The organism is Pseudomonas sp. NPDC087804 (genome assembly GCF_044742965.1).
Lineage (GTDB): Bacteria > Pseudomonadota > Gammaproteobacteria > Pseudomonadales > Pseudomonadaceae > Aquipseudomonas > Aquipseudomonas rustica.
In genome coordinates this window covers 25,849-44,281 of the sequence record NZ_JBIUVN010000002.1, presented here as the reverse complement: position 1 = coordinate 44,281, position 18,433 = coordinate 25,849, and the positions used below count along the sequence as shown (strand labels likewise).

Below are 18,433 nucleotides of genomic sequence, written 5' to 3'. Positions count from 1 at the left end.
GGTCGAATTTCAATTCGACGATGCCACTTTCAAGAGCTTTAACCGTGATGGCTTTACCTTCGTAAATCATCAACTGATCTCCACGATATGGAAGCTGAACAGTACACGTCGGACGCAAGCGAATGGTTTGGCAGGACGCTTCTTCGTCACTGCTGATACCCATTCACCCGGCACACCCGCCAACGCGATAGTCGGGATTCTGTAGGAGCGGTCAGTAAGACAAACGCTCAATTCATACGCCCGTTTGATTTGGGTACGTCACCTTCACGGAATTTCCGACAATTGTCAATCGCCCAAAATACGGGTTGAAATGCGACTTTGCGGTCATTTCCGCACCACGCAGACCGGCAACACGCGCCTGCATGAGAGGCCATTCATAGAATCAATAGTTAGAAAAGTCGCCCTAATTAGCGCCGAGCCTTGTTTAACAGGCTACGCTGGCTGGACTACAGGGAAAAGCGCTGAGCGCTGCAAGCGAGATTCGTTGTAAAAAGATTTACCGGCCTGCCTGGCCAACCCAGCCCGATGAATCATGTCGGGCTTTTTAATGCGCGTCTGCCGGACGATCCCCACCGTTGCAGTGGGAAAAGTCCGCGCGTCATGCCAGCGCTTTCAGAGTCGCGTCGATATCCAGCAAAACCGAGGCTTCGCCCTTCTCACCCCAATACAAGGCGATCATCTGCTTGTCGGCTTCGACTTTGAAAACGTTGCCCGGCAACTTTTCGAAATGATTAAGCAGCGCCGGATCTTCGCAGGCTTCCTGCCACTGATTGACCCACGCACCCGGCGATTTCTGCCAATACGTCCAGCACGCCGGCTGCTTGCTACGGCGCGGCCGATGATATTGCGCGCACGGGCTCGGCGGCTCTTGCGCCATCCAGTGTGGCCACTCCTGAGGCGCCAGTTGCATGGCCAGACCGATGCGGCGCGCCTCCATGCGCAGGGCGATGCGACCGCTTTGCGCACGCGATGGACGCAACCACGCCAGCGGACTCAAAACCACCAACAGGATTGACACCACCAACCAGACCGTCATATCTCTACTCCCGATTTTTGATGAGCCATTGCTCCACTTCGGAACCAATGCGCTTGAAACCAGCCATACTTAACAATATTGAACCGTCACGAGGAGCACCTCATGCCCTACACCCACATCCTGGTCGCCGTAGATCTGACTGAAGAGTGCGACCCTGTGATTCACCGCGCCCGTGAGCTATCGGTGAGCAACGGCGCCAAGCTGTCGCTGGTGCATATTGTCGAACCAATGGCCATGGCGTTCGGCGGCGACGTGCCGATGGATCTGTCACAACTGCAACAACAGCAGTTCGATCAGGCCAAGGAGCGCCTGGAGCGCCTGAAGCTCAAATACTCCGAGCTCGAAGGCGCCAACTGCCATTTGACCTATGGCCAGCCACGTCAGGAAATCCACCACTTCGCCAAGGAACAGCAATGCGATCTGATTGTGGTTGGCAGCCATGGTCGTCATGGCCTGGCCTTGTTGCTCGGCTCCACTGCGAACGACGTACTGCACGGTGCGCCTTGCGATGTGCTCGCTGTCCACCTGGTCAAACGCTGAAACACCGCACCATGTAGGAGTGAGCCTGCTCGCGATAGCGTTGTAACAGTCGACAGACGCGTTGAATGCTAAACCGCTATCGCGAGCAGGCTCACTCCTACAATGGAAATGCGTTTACATATGAAAAGCCCGGCCTCACGCAAATGAGGCCGGGCTTTTTTATTACGGGATCAATCAGGCATCCAGCTCGGCCCAACGCTCCATCAACGCATCCAGCTCAGCGTGCAACTGCTCCAGAGAAGCAATCACCTTGGCCGTCTCAGCCGCAGGACGCTGATAGAAACCGGCATCCGCCATTTCAGCTTCCACCGCAGCGATCTGCTGCTCTTTGGCGTCGATATCGCCCGGCAACGCTTCCAGCTCGCGCTGCAGCTTGTAGCTCAGCTTCTTCTTGGCCGCCGGGGCGGTAGCGGCAGGTTCAGCCACCGCAGCCGGCTCAGCGGTTACCACTGCCGAATTCAAGTCAGCCTTGCCGGATTTGCTTTCAGTCACGCCCAGCAGACGCGGCGAGCCGCCCTGACGGATCCAGTCCTGATAGCCACCGACGTATTCACGCACCTTGCCTTCACCTTCGAAGACCAGGGTGCTGGTGACCACGTTGTCGAGGAATGCCCGGTCGTGGCTGACCATCAGCACGGTGCCGTTGAACGTCAGCAGCACTTCTTCAAGCAGCTCCAGCGTTTCCACGTCGAGGTCGTTGGTCGGTTCGTCAAGCACCAGCAGGTTGGCCGGTTTGCTGAACAGCTTCGCCAGCAACAGACGCGCACGCTCACCACCCGACAGCGCCTTGACCGGCGTGCGAGCACGCTGCGGGCTGAACAGGAAGTCGCCGAGATAACTCAGCACGTGGCGGCTCTGGCCGTCGATATCGATAAAGTCGCGACCTTCGGCAACGTTGTCGATAACGGTTTTTTCCAGATCCAGTTGATGACGCAACTGATCGAAGTAGGCCACGTCGATCCGCGTGCCCTCTTCCACTTTGCCGCTGGTCGGTTGCAGACCGCTGAGCATCAGTTTCAGCAGCGTGGTCTTGCCGGTACCGTTGGCGCCGAGCAGACCGATACGGTCGCCGCGCGTCAGCACCATCGAGAAATCCTTGATCAGGAACGGGCCGCCCGGGTGAGCGAAACTCACGTTCTCGAGCACCATCACCTGCTTGCCGGACTTGTCGGCAGTGTCCAACTGAATATTGGCCTTGCCGGTGCGCTCACGACGCTCACTGCGCTCAACGCGCAAAGCTTTCAGGGCGCGGACGCGGCCTTCGTTACGGGTGCGGCGCGCCTTGATGCCCTGGCGGATCCAGACTTCTTCCTGGGCCAGTTTCTTGTCGAACAGCGCGTTGGCGGTTTCTTCAGCGGCCAGCGCGGCTTCTTTGTGCACGAGGAAACTGGCGTAGTCGCCGTTCCAGTCGATCAGGCCGCCGCGATCCAGTTCGAGGATGCGCGTGGCAAGGTTTTGCAGGAAGGAACGGTCGTGCGTGATGAACAGCACGGCGCCCTGGAAATCTTTCAGCGCTTCTTCGAGCCAGGCAATCGCACCGATGTCCAGGTGGTTGGTCGGTTCGTCGAGCAGCAGCAAATCCGGTTCGGACACCAGCGCCTGCGCCAGCAGCACACGACGACGCCAGCCGCCGGACAACTGGGCGAGGGTCTTGTCGGCCGGCAGTTGCAGGCGGCTCAGGGTGCTGTCGACCAACGTCTGCAAGCGCCAGCCATCACGAGCTTCGAGGTCTTGCTGAACGTGCATCAGCTTGTTCAGGTCTTCTTCAGTGACGCAGTTCTGCGCCAAATGATGGTACTCGGCGAGCAATGCGCCCACACCATCCAGGCCTTCAGCAACCACGTCGAACACCGTTCGGTCGTCGGCCACTGGCAATTCTTGCGGCAATTCGCCGATTTTCAGACCGGGGGCACGCCACACGGAGCCGTCATCAGGCTTTTGATCGCCCTTGACCAGCTTCATCATGCTGGACTTGCCTGTGCCGTTGCGGCCGATGATGCACACCCGCTCACCACGGGCGATCTGCCAGGACACCTTGTCCAACAACGGCATAGCGCCGAACGCAAGGGACACATCGCTGAATTTGAGCAGGGTCATGAGCTTCTCCAAAAACCGGGCGCGCATTCTACCTGACTTAGGGCTCCAGCAGGCCGGCAATTTGTCTGTCGAAGCACTCTGCACAACAATTGTTGCGAACTTGTGCTGCGAGGCCCGCAAAGCTTTCGCCGCTCGCTGGCAAAAGGCTAAGCTACAGACAATTCAGTGCTGACCGAGGTCGGCACTTGTCATGATTTCTCTGCCCGGATGTCTCATGCGCAGTCGCCTTTTCAGTGTTTTGTCCTGCTTGCTACTTACCGCCGCTGCCGTTCAATCCGCCCAGGCGGTGGATCTGTCCACCCAACGCCAGTATTACGATGAAGCCAAGCGCGCCTTGGCCAAAGGCGACACCGGCCCGTATTTCCGTTACAGCCAGGCCCTGGCCGATTATCCGCTGGAACCGTATCTGGCTTACGACGAATTGACCGCGCGCCTGAAAAGCGCAAGCAACGAGGAAATCGAAAAATTCCTCGCCGAGCACGGTGACCTGCCCCAGGCCAACTGGATGAAGCTGCGCTGGTTGCGCTGGCTTGCCGACCGTGGCGACTGGGCGACCTTCGTCAAGTACTACGACCCGAAGCTCAACTTCACCGAACTGGACTGCCTGAATGCGCAGTACCAGATCACCCACGACAAAAAATCCGAAGGTTATGCCAATGCCGACAAGCTCTGGCTGACCGGCAAATCGCAGCCCGCCGCGTGTGACGCGCTGTTCGGCATCTGGGCCGCTGACGGCCAGTTGACTGAACAGAAACGTTGGGAGCGCACCAAACTCGCCGCTCAGGCGCGCAACTATCCGCTCGCCAACAGCCTCGTTAACGGCCTGACCACCCTCGCCCCGCGCGGTCGATTGCTGGTCGATGTCGCGCAGAAACCCGAGTTGCTCAACCAACCATCGCGCTTCACTCCGGCGGATGAACCGATGTCCGACGTGGTCAGCCTCGGCCTGCGCCGCCTCGCCCGTCAGGATCCGGACAAGGCCATGGCGCTGCTCGATGGTTACGCCAGCAGCATGCATTTCTCCCGCGATGAAAAAGTCGCGATCGCCCGGGAAATAGGCCTGACCCTGGCCCGGCGTTTCGACAGCCGCGCGCTGGACGTGATGACCAAATACGATCCGGAACTGCGCGACAACACTGTTTCCGAATGGCGTTTGCGTCTGCTGTTGCGTCTGGCGCGTTGGGACGATGCTTACCAACTGACAAAGCGTCTGCCGCAGGATCTCGCCACCACCAACCGCTGGCGTTACTGGCAGGCGCGCAGCCTGGAACTGGCGCAACCACAAAACCCGGAAGCGCAGACCCTGTACAAAAATCTGGCGCGTGAACGTGACTTCTACGGTTTCCTCGCCGCCGACCGCTCGCAATCACCGTATTCGTTGAACAACAAGCCACTGGTGCTGAGCCAGGCGTTGATCAACAAGGTTCGCAACACGCCTGGCGTACGCCGTGCGCTGGAATTCCATGCGCGCGGGCAGATCGTCGACGGTCGCCGCGAGTGGTACCACGTCAGCCGTCATTTCAATCGTGACGAAATGGTCGCGCAGGCAAAACTGGCTTATGACCTGAAATGGTATTTCCCGGCGATTCGCACCATCAGTCAGGCGCAGTATTGGGACGACCTGGACATCCGTTTCCCGATGGCCCACCGCGAAACTCTCGTACGCGAAGCCAAGGTGCGTGGCCTGCATTCTAGCTGGGTGTTCGCGATTACTCGCCAGGAAAGCGCCTTCATGGACGACGCCCGCTCCGGCGTCGGCGCCAGCGGCCTGATGCAACTGATGCCCGCCACCGCCAAGGAAACCGCGCGCAAATTCAGCATTCCGCTGGCCTCGCCGCAACAAGTGCTCGATCCGGACAAAAACATCCAGCTCGGCGCAGCTTATCTGAGCCAGGTGCACAGCCAGTTCAACGGCAACCGCGTCCTCGCCTCCGCCGCCTACAACGCCGGCCCCGGTCGTGTGCGCCAATGGCTGCGCGGCGCCGATCACCTGAGCTTCGACGTCTGGGTGGAAAGCATCCCGTTCGACGAAACCCGCCAGTACGTGCAAAACGTACTGTCGTACTCGGTGATCTACGGCCAGAAACTCAACTCGCCACAGCCGCTGGTGGATTGGCATGAGCGCTACTTCGACGACCAATGACCTGTAGGCGCTGCCGAAGGCTGCGATCTTTTGACCTGAAAAAATGCCCGCATGAAAATGCGGGCATTTTGTTTGGAGCAAGATCAAAAGATCGCAGCCTGCGGCAGCTCCTACAGGAATGTGGAGGCTGTCGTTTTGCCCCGTTCAGTCAGGCGATACTTTTGTACTGGGCTCCTGGGCGAATCGGGGTCGGTCATTTCAATCAATTTAATAGCCAGTGCGGGTTTCAGATAGTTCGCGCGAAAGGTTGCCTTGTGAGCCAGCCCGAGGCTACTCATGAGCTCGTTTACGCTCAGTTGATCAGCCCCATCAAATACGCCGAGCAACATCGCTACTTGGTCGGTTACTTGGTCGGTTACTTGGTCGGTTGAAGGCTCATTGCTGATTGCTTCTTGCAGCGCAAGACTTAAGGCTTGAAGCATGTACTCGACGAAGGGTGTCGATTCGGCCATCCGATCCGCCGCTGACAACGCTGCATAATAAGCATCTTGCTGATCTCTGATTACCGCCTCAACTGGCAAATAAGCCAGCACCGGTCGCCACTGACTGAGAATCAAGGTTTGCCAAAGCCGCCCCATCCGCCCGTTACCATCGGCAAAGGGGTGAATGAATTCGAATTCATAGTGAAAGACACAACTGATAATCAACGGATGCCAGTCAGAGCCCTGCAGCCAAGCCAGCAAATCATCCATCAAAGACGATATCCGGCTCGGCGGCGGTGCCATATGAACCAGTTGATCACCGCGATAAATGCCTACACCCGCTCGGCGAAAGTGCCCGCATTCATCAATCAGTCCATGCATCAATAGCTCATGCGCGCGAAGCAAGTCAGCCCTGTTACCGGGCTGCCACTGCTGCATGGCTTCATAGGCCGTAAAAGCGTTACGTACTTCCTGGATTTCCTTGGGTAATCCAAGCACCCGACGACCGTCGAGGACGGCTGTTACCTGATCAACACTCAACGTGTTGTTTTCAATCGCCAACGAAGCCTGAATCGTACGGATCCGATTGCTACGCCGCAGTTGAGGCGTTTGAAGGCCATTGTCCAAAGCCGAAAGCTGACCGATTTGCTCGCTGATGTCAGCGATCAAAGCAATCATTCGAGTGGTCAGGGTCAATGGCGGTTGGTAACGACTCATGTCCTCATCCAGGCATTCCATACAGGTCGCCATAATGCCCGATACGGGCGTAGTTCATCAGTGTTGTTTAGACGCTTCCTGGCCATCACTAAACTGCAACGCCGCCAGCCGTGCATACAGCGGATTACTGGCAATCAATTCCTGATGTGTCCCCACCGCGACCAATTTGCCCTGATCCATCACGGCGATCCGGTCGGCGTTTTTCACTGTGGCCAAACGGTGCGCAATCACCAGCGTCGTGCGGTTGTGCATCAGGCTCGGCAAGGCTTGCTGGATCAAGTGTTCACTTTGTGCGTCGAGGGCACTGGTGGCTTCGTCGAGCAGCAGGATTGGCGCATCCACCAGCAGCGCCCGGGCGATGGCCAGACGTTGGCGTTGGCCGCCGGAAAGACCGAGGCCGCCGTCGCCCAAGTGGGTTTGGTAGCCGTCTGGCATTTGTTCGATGAAATCGTGGGCGTGGGCGATTCGCGCTGCTTCCTTGACCTGCTCCAGCGTGGCCGTCGGGCAGCCATAACGAATGTTTTCCTCGACGCTGCCAAAGAACAGCGCTGGCGTTTGCGAAACGAGGGCGAAGCAACGGCGCAGATCCAGAGGATCGAGGCGGGTCAAGGGCACGCCATCGAGGAGAATTTGTCCTTCGCGCGGGTCGTAAAATCGCAGCAACAAATCGTACACCGTGGATTTCCCGGCGCCGGACGGCCCTACCAGCGCCAGGGTTTCGCCCGCGCGGACGGTCAGATTCAAGCCATCGACGGCGTAACTTTCTGGACGCGACGGGTAGGAAAAACGCACATCCCGCAGCTCCAACTCGCCGCGCACGCGCTCAGGCAACGTCACCAACCCGGAGGTGGGCGGCTGGATGATATTTTCCGAGCGCAGCAGTTCGGCGATGCGTTCGGCAGCGCCAGCAGCGCGTTGCAGCTCGCCGATCACTTCGCTGAGTGTGCCGAAAGCACTGCCGACGATCAGGCTGTAGAACACAAACGCCGCCAGTTCACCCGCCGAAATTCGCCCGGCGATCACGTCCATGCCGCCGACCCATAACATCACCGCGACCGCGCCCAGCACTAGCACGATCACCAGGGTAATCAGCCACGCACGCTGGAAGATGCGTTTACGCGCCGTTTCAAAGGCCTGCTCGACCGTCGAGGCAAAGCGTTGCTCGTCCTGCACCTGATGGTTGTAGGCCTGCACGGTTTTGATCTGGCCAAGGGTTTCGGAGACGTAACTGCCAATGTCGGCAATGCGATCCTGACTCTGGCGCGACAGATTGCGCACACGGCGGCCGAAAATCAGGATCGGCGCGACTACAAGCGGCAGCGCGATCACTACGATGCTGGTGAGTTTGGGGTTGGTGATGAACAGCAGCACGACGCCACCGATGACCATCAGCAGATTGCGCAGAAACAGCGACAGCGACGAGCCGATCACCGACTGCAGCAATGTCGTGTCAGCGGTAAGGCGCGACTGGATTTCCGAGCTGCGGTTGTCCTCATAAAACCCCGGATGCAGGTACACCAAGTGGTTGAACACCTGGCGACGAATGTCCGCGACAACCCGCTCACCAATCCACGACACCCAATAAAACCGGGCAAAGGTGCCGATCGCCAGTCCGACGACCAACAGCATGAACAGGCCAATCGACTGGTTGAGCAAATGCGGCGACTGGGTCATGAAACCCTGATCGACCAACAGCTTGATGCCCTGCCCCATCGACAAGGTAATGCCGGCGGTGACGATCAATGCGAGCAGCGCGCCAAAGGCCTGCCAACGATAGGGCAGGAGAAAATGGCTGGTCAGACGCAGGGCGCGTCGGTGTCGGGAGGAAAGCATCGAGATCATTCGGGTTCACATCTGCGCAGATGAATAGGGCCAGCCTAGTCATTGAAATGGGGTGGAACTCTGTAAATCACAATGAGTCAGGTTAAATATGCCCGTGACGACTAGCCCCTAGAGGCTATTGGTCTAAAGTTCGGGTTGAGACGAGCGGTCATTTCTGTTTGAGTGGAGATGCCGCCGCCGACAGACCGCAGGGCGTTGTAACAGCCCGGTCACGTGGCAGTTTTAACCTTGGCGAATAACCTGATGAGGAGACAGGCCATGTCCTTGCAACACAGCAGCGATGACAAGATTGAAGTGATCCGCACCAAGCCCGGCCAACCTCTGGGTTGCTCGATTATTGATAAGGATGGGCGTGAAGTACCGATCACTGAAGACATGATCCAGCAAGCGTGCAGCGAACTGGAGAAGCGATTGGTCAAGCCTGCCGAACAAGAGTGATATAGCCACCGTCTTCCTGACCCGGCCCCATTTTGGCCGGGTTTTTTCTGGCTGGGATTCGCCGACGGACCGTGTAGGAGCTGCCGAAGGCTGCGATCTTTTGATGTTGTTTTTTACAAGCAAGATCAAAAGATCGCAGCCTTCGGCAGCTCCTACAGGGGTTATGGCAGGTTACGGGATTGTGATTGCACCCAGCGCCGCCACTATTTTCGCCAACGCTGGCGACGCCCCTTCAATCCGCACTTTCAGCCCTTCAATCTCGCGCCGCACCGGATACTGTTTGCGCAACACATCAAACGCCGCACGCTGCTCAGCGACGTTGCCTACAAGGCTGCGGCGGAAATCCGCATCATCGCGGCGCGGGTCGTACACGCCACGGCACAACATCGCCAGCGCCCACGCCGGATCGCTGTCAGCGTGCAGGGAAACTTCCGACAGCCACGGTGCCGGCAGCAAGTCGCTGAGCTGAATGTTCGCAGGCTGGCCGATGAACTCGCAGTACGCCTGATAGATCTGTGCGGTGCCGCGTTGCTTGCCATCAAGGCTGTAGCCGGCAATGTGCGGTGTTGCCAGCACGCAGAGTTCGGCCAGTTCGACATCGACTTCTGGTTCTGCTTCCCAGACATCCAGCACTGCTTGCAGGTCTTCACGTTCCAGCAGCACTTCGCGCAGGGCCGCGTTCTCCACGACCGGGCCGCGCGCCGCGTTGATCAGCCAGGCGCCGGGTTTGAGTTGCTGCAAACGCTGCTGATCGAACAGATGCCAGGTCGCCCCGTCACCGCTGCGGGTCAACGGAGTGTGCAGGCTGATCACGTCGCACTGCTCGATGATCTGTTCGAGGCTGACGTAATCGCCGCCCTCTGCTGCCTGACGCGGCGGATCGCAGACTTTGACGTTCCAGCCCAAGCCCTTGAGGACATTGATCAGGCGACCGCCAACCTCGCCAGCGCCGATCACACCGTAAGTGCGTTTAGTCAGATCGACACCCTCGATTTCGGCGAGGGTCATCAAGCTGCCGAGCACATAGTCGACCACGCCCCGGGCATTGCAGCCGGGTGCGCTGGACCAGGTGATACCGGCCTCGTTGAAATACTCCAGATCCAGATGATCGGTGCCGATGGTGCAAGTGCCGACAAAACGCACTTTGCTGCCTTCAAGCAGCGCACGGTTGACGTTGGTCACCGAACGAACCAGCAACACATCGGCCTGCTCGACCGTCGCACGGTCAATGGAACGGCCCGGCACCCGGCGGATTTCGCCGAAACCGGCAAAAAAGGCATCGAGCAGCGGGATATTTTCGTCGGCAACAATCAGCATGGCGGGCTCCTTGGGCGGATCGGCAGTTTAACTGTAGGAGCTGCCGCAGGCTGCGATCTTTTGATGGTGATCTTAAAAACCTAAAGATCGCAGACTGCGGCAGCTCCTACCCGATTACAAATCCGCAACAGAGGATTTTTCCTGACTGTAACGTCAGCGGCGTAGAATGCGGCGCCTTGCGCATCAACCTTTGTGGACGCTTTGCCTGTGAATTCTGTAACTGACCAACCTGTCGCCGTCTCCCTGACCCGCCCCGCGCGGATTCGTCTGGAGTTCAAAAACCTGCTCGCCCTCGCGCTGCCGATCATCATCGCGCAGCTGGCGACCACGGCCATGGGCTTCGTCGATGCGGTGATGGCCGGGCGCGTCGGGCCCAAGGATTTGGCAGCAGTGGCACTGGGCAACTCGATCTGGGTGCCGGTGTTTCTGTTAATGACTGGCACCCTGCTCGCCACCACGCCGAAAGTCGCCCAGCGCTTTGGCGCCGGCAAGCACAGCGAGATCGGCCCGATCGTGCGTCAGGCGTTGTGGCTGGCGTTGGTGGTTGGCCTGATCGCGACTGCGATGCTGGTGGCCGCCGAACCAGTGCTGCACCTGATGAAGGTCGACCCGGAGCTGATCGGCCCGTGCATGCAATACCTGCACGGCATCGCCAGTGGTTTGCCGGCCGTGGCGTTTTATCACGTGCTGCGTTGCACCAGTGACGGCATCGGCCGAACCCGCCCGGCGATGGTGCTGGGTCTGTGCGGTCTGGCGCTGAATATTCCGCTGAACTACATCTTCATCTATGGCCACTTCGGCGTGCCAGCGATGGGCGGCGTCGGCTGCGGCTGGGCCACGGCAATCGTGATGTGGGTGATGGCGCTGGGTCTGGCCGGTTATGAGCGCTGGGCGCCGGCCTATCGTTCGAGCGAACTGTTCAGCCGTTTCGACTGGCCGCAGTGGGCGGTGATCAAGCGTTTACTGGCGATTGGTTTGCCGATTGGCATTGCGGTGTTTGCCGAATCGAGCATCTTTGCGGTGATCGCTCTGTTGATCGGCAGCCTCGGCGCCACGGTGGTGGCCGGGCATCAGATTGCGCTGAACGTCAGCTCGCTGGTGTTCATGATTCCGTATTCGCTGGGCATGGCCGTGACTGTACGGGTCGGTCAGGCACTGGGTCGTGAAGAACCGCGTGAAGCGCGTTTTGCTGCTGGCGTCGGCATGGGCACGGCGCTGGCCTACGCCTGCCTGTCGGCGAGCATGATGCTGTTACTGCGCGAGCCAATTGCGGCGATCTATACCGCCGACCCGACGGTGATTCACATCGCGGCGATGCTGATTGTGTACTCGGCGCTGTTCCAGTTTTCCGATGCGATTCAGGTTACTGCCGCCGGCGCGCTGCGCGGTTATCAGGACACTCGGGTGACGATGATTCTGACGCTGTTTGCCTATTGGGGCATTGGTTTGCCGGTGGGTTACGCCCTCGGCCTGACCGACTGGCTCGGCGAGCCACGTGGCCCGAGTGGGTTGTGGCAGGGTTTGATCGTCGGCCTGAGCTGCGCGGCGTTGATGTTGTCGATCCGCCTGACGCGCAGTGCGCGCAAGCGTATTCGGATCAGTCGTTCGGCAGGTTAAGGCCTGACTCGAGACAAAAAATGTGGGAGCGAGCCTGCTCGCGAATGCGTTGTATCAGTCGCCATCCATAGTGACTGATATACCGCTTTCGCGAGCAGGCTCGCTCCCACAGTTCGTTTTGTGCAAGCCTGAATCACGCGTGTTTCTTGCGAATCCAGTACAGATACGTGCCGGCCTCTTCGTGTTGGCCGACCAGTTCATGGTCGAGAAACACGCAGAACTTGGGGATGTCGCGACGGGTCGACGGATCGGTGGCAATCACCTTGAGCAGGCCGCCGGGCACCAGGTCACGGATGTGCTGGTGCAACATCATTACCGGTTCCGGGCAGTTAAGGCCGGTGGCGTCGAGGGTGCCGTCGACCGGGGTATCGATCATTTCACTCATGATTTACTCCTGAAACTGGCCGGCATTGTCGCGCAATGCCGGGTGTTCGGTCATCTATAGCGTTAAACCGCACCCTATGTAGGAGCTGCCGAAGGCTGCGATCTTTTGATCTGGATCTTCAAAAACAAGATCAAAAGATCGCAGCCTTCGGCAGCTCCTACAGGGAGAATCAGCGGGACTTTGGTTTCTTGATGTCGTGACGGCGCAGGTGGCAGGTCACTTCTTCGCGGTCGTGGTACAGCTGTTTGCAACCGATATCGACCTTGATCCCGCGCGCTTTGAAGCCATCGGCGATGCGCTCAAGCAAACGCTTCACTTCGGCATAACGCTGCTTCATCGGCAACTTCAGGTTGACCACCGCCTCGCGGCAATGCCCCTCGCCGATCCACTCTTCGAGCATCGCTGCGTTACGCGCAGGCTTTTCGACGATATCGCAGACCATCCAGTCCACCGGTTGCTTGGGCTTGAAGGTGAAACCGTCGGCCATCAAATGCTGCACCAGACCGGTGTCCATCAGGCTTTCAGCCATCGGGCCGTTGTCGATCGCCGTCACCAGCATGCCGCGATTGACCAGTTGCCAGGTCCAGCCGCCCGGCGCTGCGCCAAGGTCGACGCCGGTCATGTCACTGTGCAGACGATCTTCCCACTGATCACGCGGGATAAAGTGGTGCCAGGCTTCTTCCAGCTTCAACGTCGAACGGCTTGGTGCCTCGCGCGGAAACTTCAGGCGCGGAATGCCCATTGGCCACATCGCCGAGTTGCCAGCGTCCGCCATACCCAGAAACACTTCTCGGCCACTTTTAAACGTCAGCAACAAACGCGGCTTACTGGCGTCGTCGACCAGTTTGCCGGCGCCGGTCAGCGCCTTCCGCAGCGGGCCTTCGAATTTCTTGCAGAAGTTCGACAGTTCCTTGCCGTCGTTAGTGTCGACGACTTCCAGCCACAGGCTGCCGCACACCGGGAAATCGGCCATGTGCGCGAGGATCACGCTGATGCGGTCGGTTTCCGGCAGATCGATAAATACGCCGCGCGCCCATTGGCGCGGGAAGATCAGCTCGGCGAAACGCTGGCCGCGCATCAGGCGCTCGGCGCCGTCTTCTTCGGTGCAGACAAACTCGGCGCAGGCAGTGGCCGCTTTGGCCTTGGCGTAACCGGCCACGTTGAGCCGGGCGGCGAGGTCGGAAATTTCCGAACAGACTTCGCCTTCGAAGCCTGGCCGGCAATGCATGAATAGGGTGTTCATTCTTACTCCTGGGCAGCGGGCGATCATTCGGCCCCTGCGCGATGCTCAAGCCTTGCGTTGAAGCAAAGCCTGTCACGAAAACCGGCGCATGATAGCCGATGTCGGAACCTTGGACTTGCCCATAGAGTCCAGTTATTAGCCAGCTAATGAAAACAGGGCTACGTTGATAGCTCTGCCCGTCCCCTCAATCCGTAGCCGTGCGGATTCAAAGGAGTGATCGTAATGCCGTCCCTCGATAGTCTGAAGACCCTCAAAACACTGCAGATTGACCAAAAGACCTATCACTATTTCAGCCTGCCGGATGCCGCCAAAAGCCTGGGCGATCTGGACAAGCTACCGATGTCGTTGAAAGTCCTGCTGGAAAACCTGCTGCGCTGGGAAGATGAAAAAACTGTCACCGGCGCTGACCTCAAGGCGATTGCCGCGTGGCTCAAGGAGCGTCGCTCCGATCGGGAAATCCAGTACCGCCCTGCCCGCGTATTGATGCAAGACTTTACCGGGGTTCCCGCCGTGGTCGACCTCGCCGCCATGCGCGCGGCGATGGCCAAGGCCGGCGGCGACCCGCAGCGAATCAACCCGCTGTCACCGGTGGATCTGGTGATCGACCACTCGGTGATGGTCGACAAATTCGCCACGCCGAGCGCATTCGAGCAGAACGTCGATATCGAAATGCAGCGCAACGGCGAGCGTTACGCCTTTCTGCGCTGGGGCCAGAGTGCCTTCGACAATTTCAGCGTCGTCCCGCCGGGCACCGGCATCTGCCACCAGGTCAACCTTGAATACCTCGGCCGCACCGTGTGGACAAAGGATGAAGACGGCCGCACCTATGCCTTCCCCGACACCTTGGTCGGCACCGACTCCCACACCACCATGATCAACGGCCTCGGCGTACTCGGCTGGGGCGTCGGCGGGATCGAGGCGGAAGCAGCGATGCTCGGGCAACCGGTGTCGATGCTGATTCCGGAAGTGATTGGTTTCAAACTGACCGGCAAACTAAAAGAAGGCATCACCGCCACTGACCTGGTGCTGACGGTTACGCAGATGCTGCGCAAGAAAGGCGTTGTCGGAAAATTCGTCGAATTCTATGGCGACGGCCTCGCTGACCTACCGCTGGCTGACCGCGCGACCATCGCCAACATGGCCCCGGAATACGGCGCGACGTGCGGTTTCTTCCCGGTCGACGACGTGACGCTGGAATATCTGCGTCTGTCCGGGCGTCCGCCGGAAACGGTGAAACTGGTCGAGGCGTACACCAAGGCTCAGGGCCTGTGGCGTCTGCCCGGTCAGGAACCGGTGTTCACCGATAGCCTGGCGCTGGACATGGGCAGCGTCGAAGCGAGTCTGGCCGGGCCGAAACGTCCGCAGGATCGCGTGTCGCTGCCCAATGTGCCGCAAGCCTTCAGCGACTTCATCGATCTGCAATTCAAACCCACCAGTAAAGATGAAGGACGCCTGGAAAGTGAGGGCGGTGGCGGCGTGGCGGTGGGCAATGCCGATCTGGTCGGCGAAACCGAATATGAATACGAAGGCCACACCTATCGTCTGAAAAACGGTGCGGTGGTGATCGCGGCAATTACCTCCTGCACCAACACCTCCAACCCGAGCGTGATGATGGCGGCCGGTCTGCTGGCGAAAAAAGCCGTGGAAAAAGGCCTGACCCGCAAGCCATGGGTGAAGAGTTCGCTGGCACCGGGCTCGAAAGTGGTTACCGACTACTACAAGGCTGCCGGTCTGACGCAGTACCTCGACCAGCTCGGGTTTTCGCTGGTCGGCTACGGCTGCACCACCTGCATCGGCAACTCCGGGCCGTTGCCGGAGCCGATCGAGAAAGCCATCCAGAAAGCCGATCTCACCGTCGCCTCGGTGTTGTCCGGCAACCGTAACTTTGAAGGTCGTGTGCATCCGTTGGTGAAAACCAACTGGCTGGCCTCGCCGCCGCTGGTGGTCGCCTATGCCTTGGCCGGCAGCGTGCGCAGCGACATCAGCAGCGAACCGTTGGGCGAGGACAAGCAAGGCAATCCGGTGTACTTGCGCGATATCTGGCCAAGCAGCAAAGAAATTGCCGACGCAGTCAGCCAGGTCAACACCGCGATGTTTCACAAGGAATACGCCGAGGTGTTCGCCGGCGATGAGCAATGGCAAGCCATCGAAGTGCCGCAAGCCGCCACCTATGTTTGGCAGGACGATTCGACTTACATACAGCATCCACCGTTCTTCGACGACATTTCCGGGCCGTTGCCGGAAATCAAAGACGTCAAAGGCGCTCGCGTTCTGGCGTTGCTCGGCGACTCGGTGACCACCGACCACATCTCCCCCGCCGGCAACATCAAGGCTGACAGCCCCGCCGGCGAGTATCTGCGTGAAAAAGGCGTGGAACCGCGGGACTTCAACTCCTACGGCTCACGCCGCGGCAATCACGAAGTGATGATGCGCGGCACCTTCGCCAACATCCGTATTCGTAACGAAATGCTTGGCGGTGAAGAAGGTGGCAACACGATCTACATTCCGACCGGCGAGAAACTGGCGATCTACGACGCGGCCATGAAATATCAGGCTTCGGGCACGCCGCTGGTGGTGATTGCCGGGCAGGAATATGGCACCGGTTCAAGTCGTGACTGGGCGGCCAAGGGTACGAATCTGCTGGGCGTGAAAGCGGTGATTGCCGAGAGTTTTGAACGGATTCACCGTTCCAATCTGGTGGGTATGGGCGTCTTGCCGCTGCAGTTCAAGCTTGATCAGAACCGCAAGAGCCTAAATCTGACGGGCAAGGAGACGTTCGAGATCAAGGGGCTGACCGGGGTTGAACTGACGCCGCGGATGAATTTGCCATTGGTGATTACGCGCGAAGATGGGCGTCAGGAGAAAATCGAGGTGCTGTGCCGGATCGATACGTTGAATGAGGTGGAGTACTTCAAATCAGGTGGGATCCTGCATTACGTCCTGCGCCAACTCATCGCCTCATAACGCTGAAACCCATGTAGGAGCTGCCGCAGGCTGCGATCTTTTGATCTTTTTTAAATCAAGATCAAAAGATCGCAGCCTGCGGCAGCTCCTACAGGGCAAAAAAAAACCCGCCGAAGCGGGTTTTTCCCAAGACCATTATCGACTCCCTGTCGGCAGCGATCCTTGCAAATGGTCGATCATCCGTGATCCTGAAACACTCCCTGTGTCTCAGTTGATGTGGCTAGATTAACCGTGGGATCCAATCGACAATAGTCGACATAGCTACCATCGCGTGTAGGACATTCGCCATAGCGACCCTTCCGAAAACCCTTAGACGTGTCAGGCGTCGAGCATGGAAGCGGCAATCTGCACAACTTTCAGCTGCCCTGAGGCCTGCTCCAGTGCGTCATCTTCCAAAAACCATGCGGCGGATAATCCGGCGAACGCCAGCACCCATTGCAGCAGTCTTTGGCGATCCAGCCCGGCGGCGTCGGTTATCACCTCAAGCTGTCGGCGAAAACGTTGGGGATTGGTGGCTGAGGGCAGATCGGGATTGCAGATCAAATTGGCGTAGTCAAAACCGCGCTCGCCCGTGACCCGCTTCGGGTCGATGGCCAACCAGCCACGCTCACCGAAATCCAGCACATTGTCGTGATGCATGTCGCCGTGCAACACCACCACGGCTTGCGGGTTGGCGAGCAATGTTTCTGCCGTTTCCAGGCTTAAGCCGTAGAGACCGCCATGCTGGGCCGCAGCGATTCGCAGCGAAGCAAACCACGGCCCCAGCTCCACCAACGGCGGCGGTGGTGTCGCGCGCGGTGCATGCAGCCGCGCCAGCGCCGCACACAGAATCCGGCTGGCCTCGTCGTCCTCGCCATTCAGCGCCATGTGCATCAGCGAACGCCGGCCCATGGCCCGCTCCATCAGCAAGCCATCCTCGTGATGCGCCAGCACCTGCGCGGCGCCATCGCCGTCCCACCAGGACATCAGATGGTTGCCGATTTTTTCATCGACATCCATCGCCACTTTGAGCATCGCCGGGGTATCGCCGTGGCGCACCGGCAGCAAACGGCTGCCGAGAGTGATGATCGGCTCGCCGTCCGGCACCAATGACCAACGCTGCAGCCACGGTTGGAAAATGTCAGCCACCGTCACGCGCTCGGGCCTTGGCACTTTCGGTCAGGAACTGTTCAAGTCGGCTCAGTTGCTCCTCCCAGCCGCGGCTGTCCATGAAATAAGCCTCTTTCTGGCGAATATCGGGGATATGCGCGAAACCTGACTCGGAAACCTTGAGCAGTGTGCCGTCTTCGTAATCCTGCAGCTCGAACCTGACCAATGTGGTCGGTTCCTGGGAATAGTCGATCTTCGGATTCACCGCATACGGGTGCCAGCGAAACGAGAACAACTGCTGCGGCTCGACCCGCTCGATCAGCACATTCCACAACACGTGTTCATAACCCGGATACGTGACCTGCCCTTGCGTCCATTCACCGGCAATAAACCGCCTGCCCTCCAGCGCCACGCCAAACCACTGGCCAAACGCCTCGGCGTCAACCAATGCACGCCAGACATGAGAACGCGGCGCCTTCAGCGAAATCTTGCGTTCGAAACTATTGGGTACTGGTTTCATACGTCACCTCCTGTTCTGAACACTAGGCTTGTATGACCACATGTCCAATGTGAAGTTGTATCA

At 58.9% G+C, this 18,433-nt stretch carries 14 protein-coding genes; 5 read left to right on the top strand and 9 right to left on the bottom strand.

All coding sequences use genetic code 11. The features are described from left to right. Nucleotides 1–598: 598 nt before the first annotated feature. Entirely contained in the window at nt 599–1,036 is a 438-nt protein-coding gene (locus ACIOMO_RS07290) for a hypothetical protein (protein ID WP_159814295.1), read from the bottom strand. A 102-nt stretch (nt 1,037–1,138) separates the two neighbouring features. Here ACIOMO_RS07290 and ACIOMO_RS07285 point away from each other — a divergent pair, with 102 nt between their 5' ends. Beyond that, a complete protein-coding gene (locus ACIOMO_RS07285) occupies nt 1,139–1,576 on the top strand; it encodes a universal stress protein (protein WP_053122097.1) in 438 nt (145 codons plus the stop codon). A gap of 174 nt (nt 1,577–1,750) precedes the next feature. On the opposite strand, the gene ACIOMO_RS07280 is transcribed toward ACIOMO_RS07285, so the two are convergent. Continuing rightward, nucleotides 1,751–3,673 carry an ATP-binding cassette domain-containing protein gene (locus ACIOMO_RS07280; protein WP_053122098.1) on the bottom strand — a complete coding sequence of 641 codons (1,923 nt, stop codon included), beginning with the start codon at nt 3,671–3,673 and terminating at the stop codon, nt 1,751–1,753. 214 nt (nt 3,674–3,887) lie between these two features. On the opposite strand from ACIOMO_RS07280, the gene ACIOMO_RS07275 reads away from it, so the two are divergent. Further along, on the top strand, nt 3,888–5,816 hold the full coding sequence (locus ACIOMO_RS07275; protein ID WP_053122100.1) for a transglycosylase SLT domain-containing protein: 1,929 nt from the start codon (nt 3,888–3,890) through the stop codon (nt 5,814–5,816). A 110-nt stretch (nt 5,817–5,926) separates the two neighbouring features. On the opposite strand, the gene ACIOMO_RS07270 is transcribed toward ACIOMO_RS07275, so the two are convergent. Beyond that, a complete protein-coding gene (locus tag ACIOMO_RS07270; protein WP_401239523.1) occupies nt 5,927–6,955 on the bottom strand; it encodes a Fic family protein in 1,029 nt (342 codons plus the stop codon). A gap of 57 nt (nt 6,956–7,012) precedes the next feature. Next, nucleotides 7,013–8,797 carry an ABC transporter transmembrane domain-containing protein gene (locus ACIOMO_RS07265; protein WP_401239521.1) on the bottom strand — a complete coding sequence of 595 codons (1,785 nt, stop codon included), beginning with the start codon at nt 8,795–8,797 and terminating at the stop codon, nt 7,013–7,015. Between the two features lie 258 nt (nt 8,798–9,055). Here ACIOMO_RS07265 and ACIOMO_RS07260 point away from each other — a divergent pair, with 258 nt between their 5' ends. Further along, nucleotides 9,056–9,235 carry a PA1571 family protein gene (locus ACIOMO_RS07260; RefSeq protein WP_053122106.1) on the top strand — a complete coding sequence of 60 codons (180 nt, stop codon included), beginning with the start codon at nt 9,056–9,058 and terminating at the stop codon, nt 9,233–9,235. Between the two features lie 171 nt (nt 9,236–9,406). On the opposite strand, the gene pdxB is transcribed toward ACIOMO_RS07260, so the two are convergent. Next, entirely contained in the window at nt 9,407–10,552 is a 1,146-nt protein-coding gene (gene pdxB, locus ACIOMO_RS07255; RefSeq protein WP_401239518.1) for a 4-phosphoerythronate dehydrogenase PdxB, read from the bottom strand. 207 nt (nt 10,553–10,759) lie between these two features. Here pdxB and ACIOMO_RS07250 point away from each other — a divergent pair, with 207 nt between their 5' ends. Then, entirely contained in the window at nt 10,760–12,169 is a 1,410-nt protein-coding gene (locus ACIOMO_RS07250; RefSeq protein WP_053122110.1) for an MATE family efflux transporter, read from the top strand. Between the two features lie 133 nt (nt 12,170–12,302). Here ACIOMO_RS07250 and tusA read toward each other — a convergent pair whose 3' ends face one another. Continuing rightward, nucleotides 12,303–12,554 (bottom strand): sulfurtransferase TusA, encoded by a 252-nt coding sequence (gene tusA, locus ACIOMO_RS07245; protein ID WP_025111044.1) that lies wholly within the window; start codon nt 12,552–12,554, stop codon nt 12,303–12,305. A 169-nt stretch (nt 12,555–12,723) separates the two neighbouring features. After that, nucleotides 12,724–13,797, bottom strand: coding sequence for a 23S rRNA (cytidine(2498)-2'-O)-methyltransferase RlmM (rlmM, locus tag ACIOMO_RS07240; RefSeq protein WP_401239514.1), 1,074 nt, complete (start codon nt 13,795–13,797; stop codon nt 12,724–12,726). A 222-nt stretch (nt 13,798–14,019) separates the two neighbouring features. On the opposite strand from rlmM, the gene acnA reads away from it, so the two are divergent. Beyond that, nucleotides 14,020–16,761: an aconitate hydratase AcnA gene (gene acnA, locus ACIOMO_RS07235; protein WP_053122114.1), complete on the top strand. Its 2,742-nt coding sequence runs from the start codon at nt 14,020–14,022 to the stop codon at nt 16,759–16,761. Between the two features lie 318 nt (nt 16,762–17,079). Here acnA and ACIOMO_RS07230 read toward each other — a convergent pair whose 3' ends face one another. Further along, nucleotides 17,080–17,895 (bottom strand): aminoglycoside phosphotransferase family protein, encoded by an 816-nt coding sequence (locus ACIOMO_RS07230; RefSeq protein ID WP_401239511.1) that lies wholly within the window; start codon nt 17,893–17,895, stop codon nt 17,080–17,082. After that, nucleotides 17,882–18,370 carry an SRPBCC family protein gene (locus tag ACIOMO_RS07225; RefSeq protein WP_212545619.1) on the bottom strand — a complete coding sequence of 163 codons (489 nt, stop codon included), beginning with the start codon at nt 18,368–18,370 and terminating at the stop codon, nt 17,882–17,884. The genes ACIOMO_RS07230 and ACIOMO_RS07225 overlap by 14 nt, the downstream gene beginning before the upstream one ends. Nucleotides 18,371–18,433 lie beyond the last annotated feature (63 nt).

Coding starts and splice junctions, on each gene's coding strand:
- ACIOMO_RS07290 (WP_159814295.1), bottom strand. CDS start 1,036: ATGACGGTCTGGTTGGTGGTGTCAATCCTGTTGGTGGTTTTGAGTCCG.
- ACIOMO_RS07285 (WP_053122097.1), top strand. CDS start 1,139: ATGCCCTACACCCACATCCTGGTCGCCGTAGATCTGACTGAAGAGTGC.
- ACIOMO_RS07280 (WP_053122098.1), bottom strand. CDS start 3,673: ATGACCCTGCTCAAATTCAGCGATGTGTCCCTTGCGTTCGGCGCTATG.
- ACIOMO_RS07275 (WP_053122100.1), top strand. CDS start 3,888: ATGCGCAGTCGCCTTTTCAGTGTTTTGTCCTGCTTGCTACTTACCGCC.
- ACIOMO_RS07270 (WP_401239523.1), bottom strand. CDS start 6,955: ATGAGTCGTTACCAACCGCCATTGACCCTGACCACTCGAATGATTGCT.
- ACIOMO_RS07265 (WP_401239521.1), bottom strand. CDS start 8,797: ATGATCTCGATGCTTTCCTCCCGACACCGACGCGCCCTGCGTCTGACC.
- ACIOMO_RS07260 (WP_053122106.1), top strand. CDS start 9,056: ATGTCCTTGCAACACAGCAGCGATGACAAGATTGAAGTGATCCGCACC.
- pdxB (WP_401239518.1), bottom strand. CDS start 10,552: ATGCTGATTGTTGCCGACGAAAATATCCCGCTGCTCGATGCCTTTTTT.
- tusA (WP_025111044.1), bottom strand. CDS start 12,554: ATGAGTGAAATGATCGATACCCCGGTCGACGGCACCCTCGACGCCACC.
- rlmM (WP_401239514.1), bottom strand. CDS start 13,797: ATGAACACCCTATTCATGCATTGCCGGCCAGGCTTCGAAGGCGAAGTC.
- acnA (WP_053122114.1), top strand. CDS start 14,020: ATGCCGTCCCTCGATAGTCTGAAGACCCTCAAAACACTGCAGATTGAC.
- ACIOMO_RS07225 (WP_212545619.1), bottom strand. CDS start 18,370: ATGAAACCAGTACCCAATAGTTTCGAACGCAAGATTTCGCTGAAGGCG.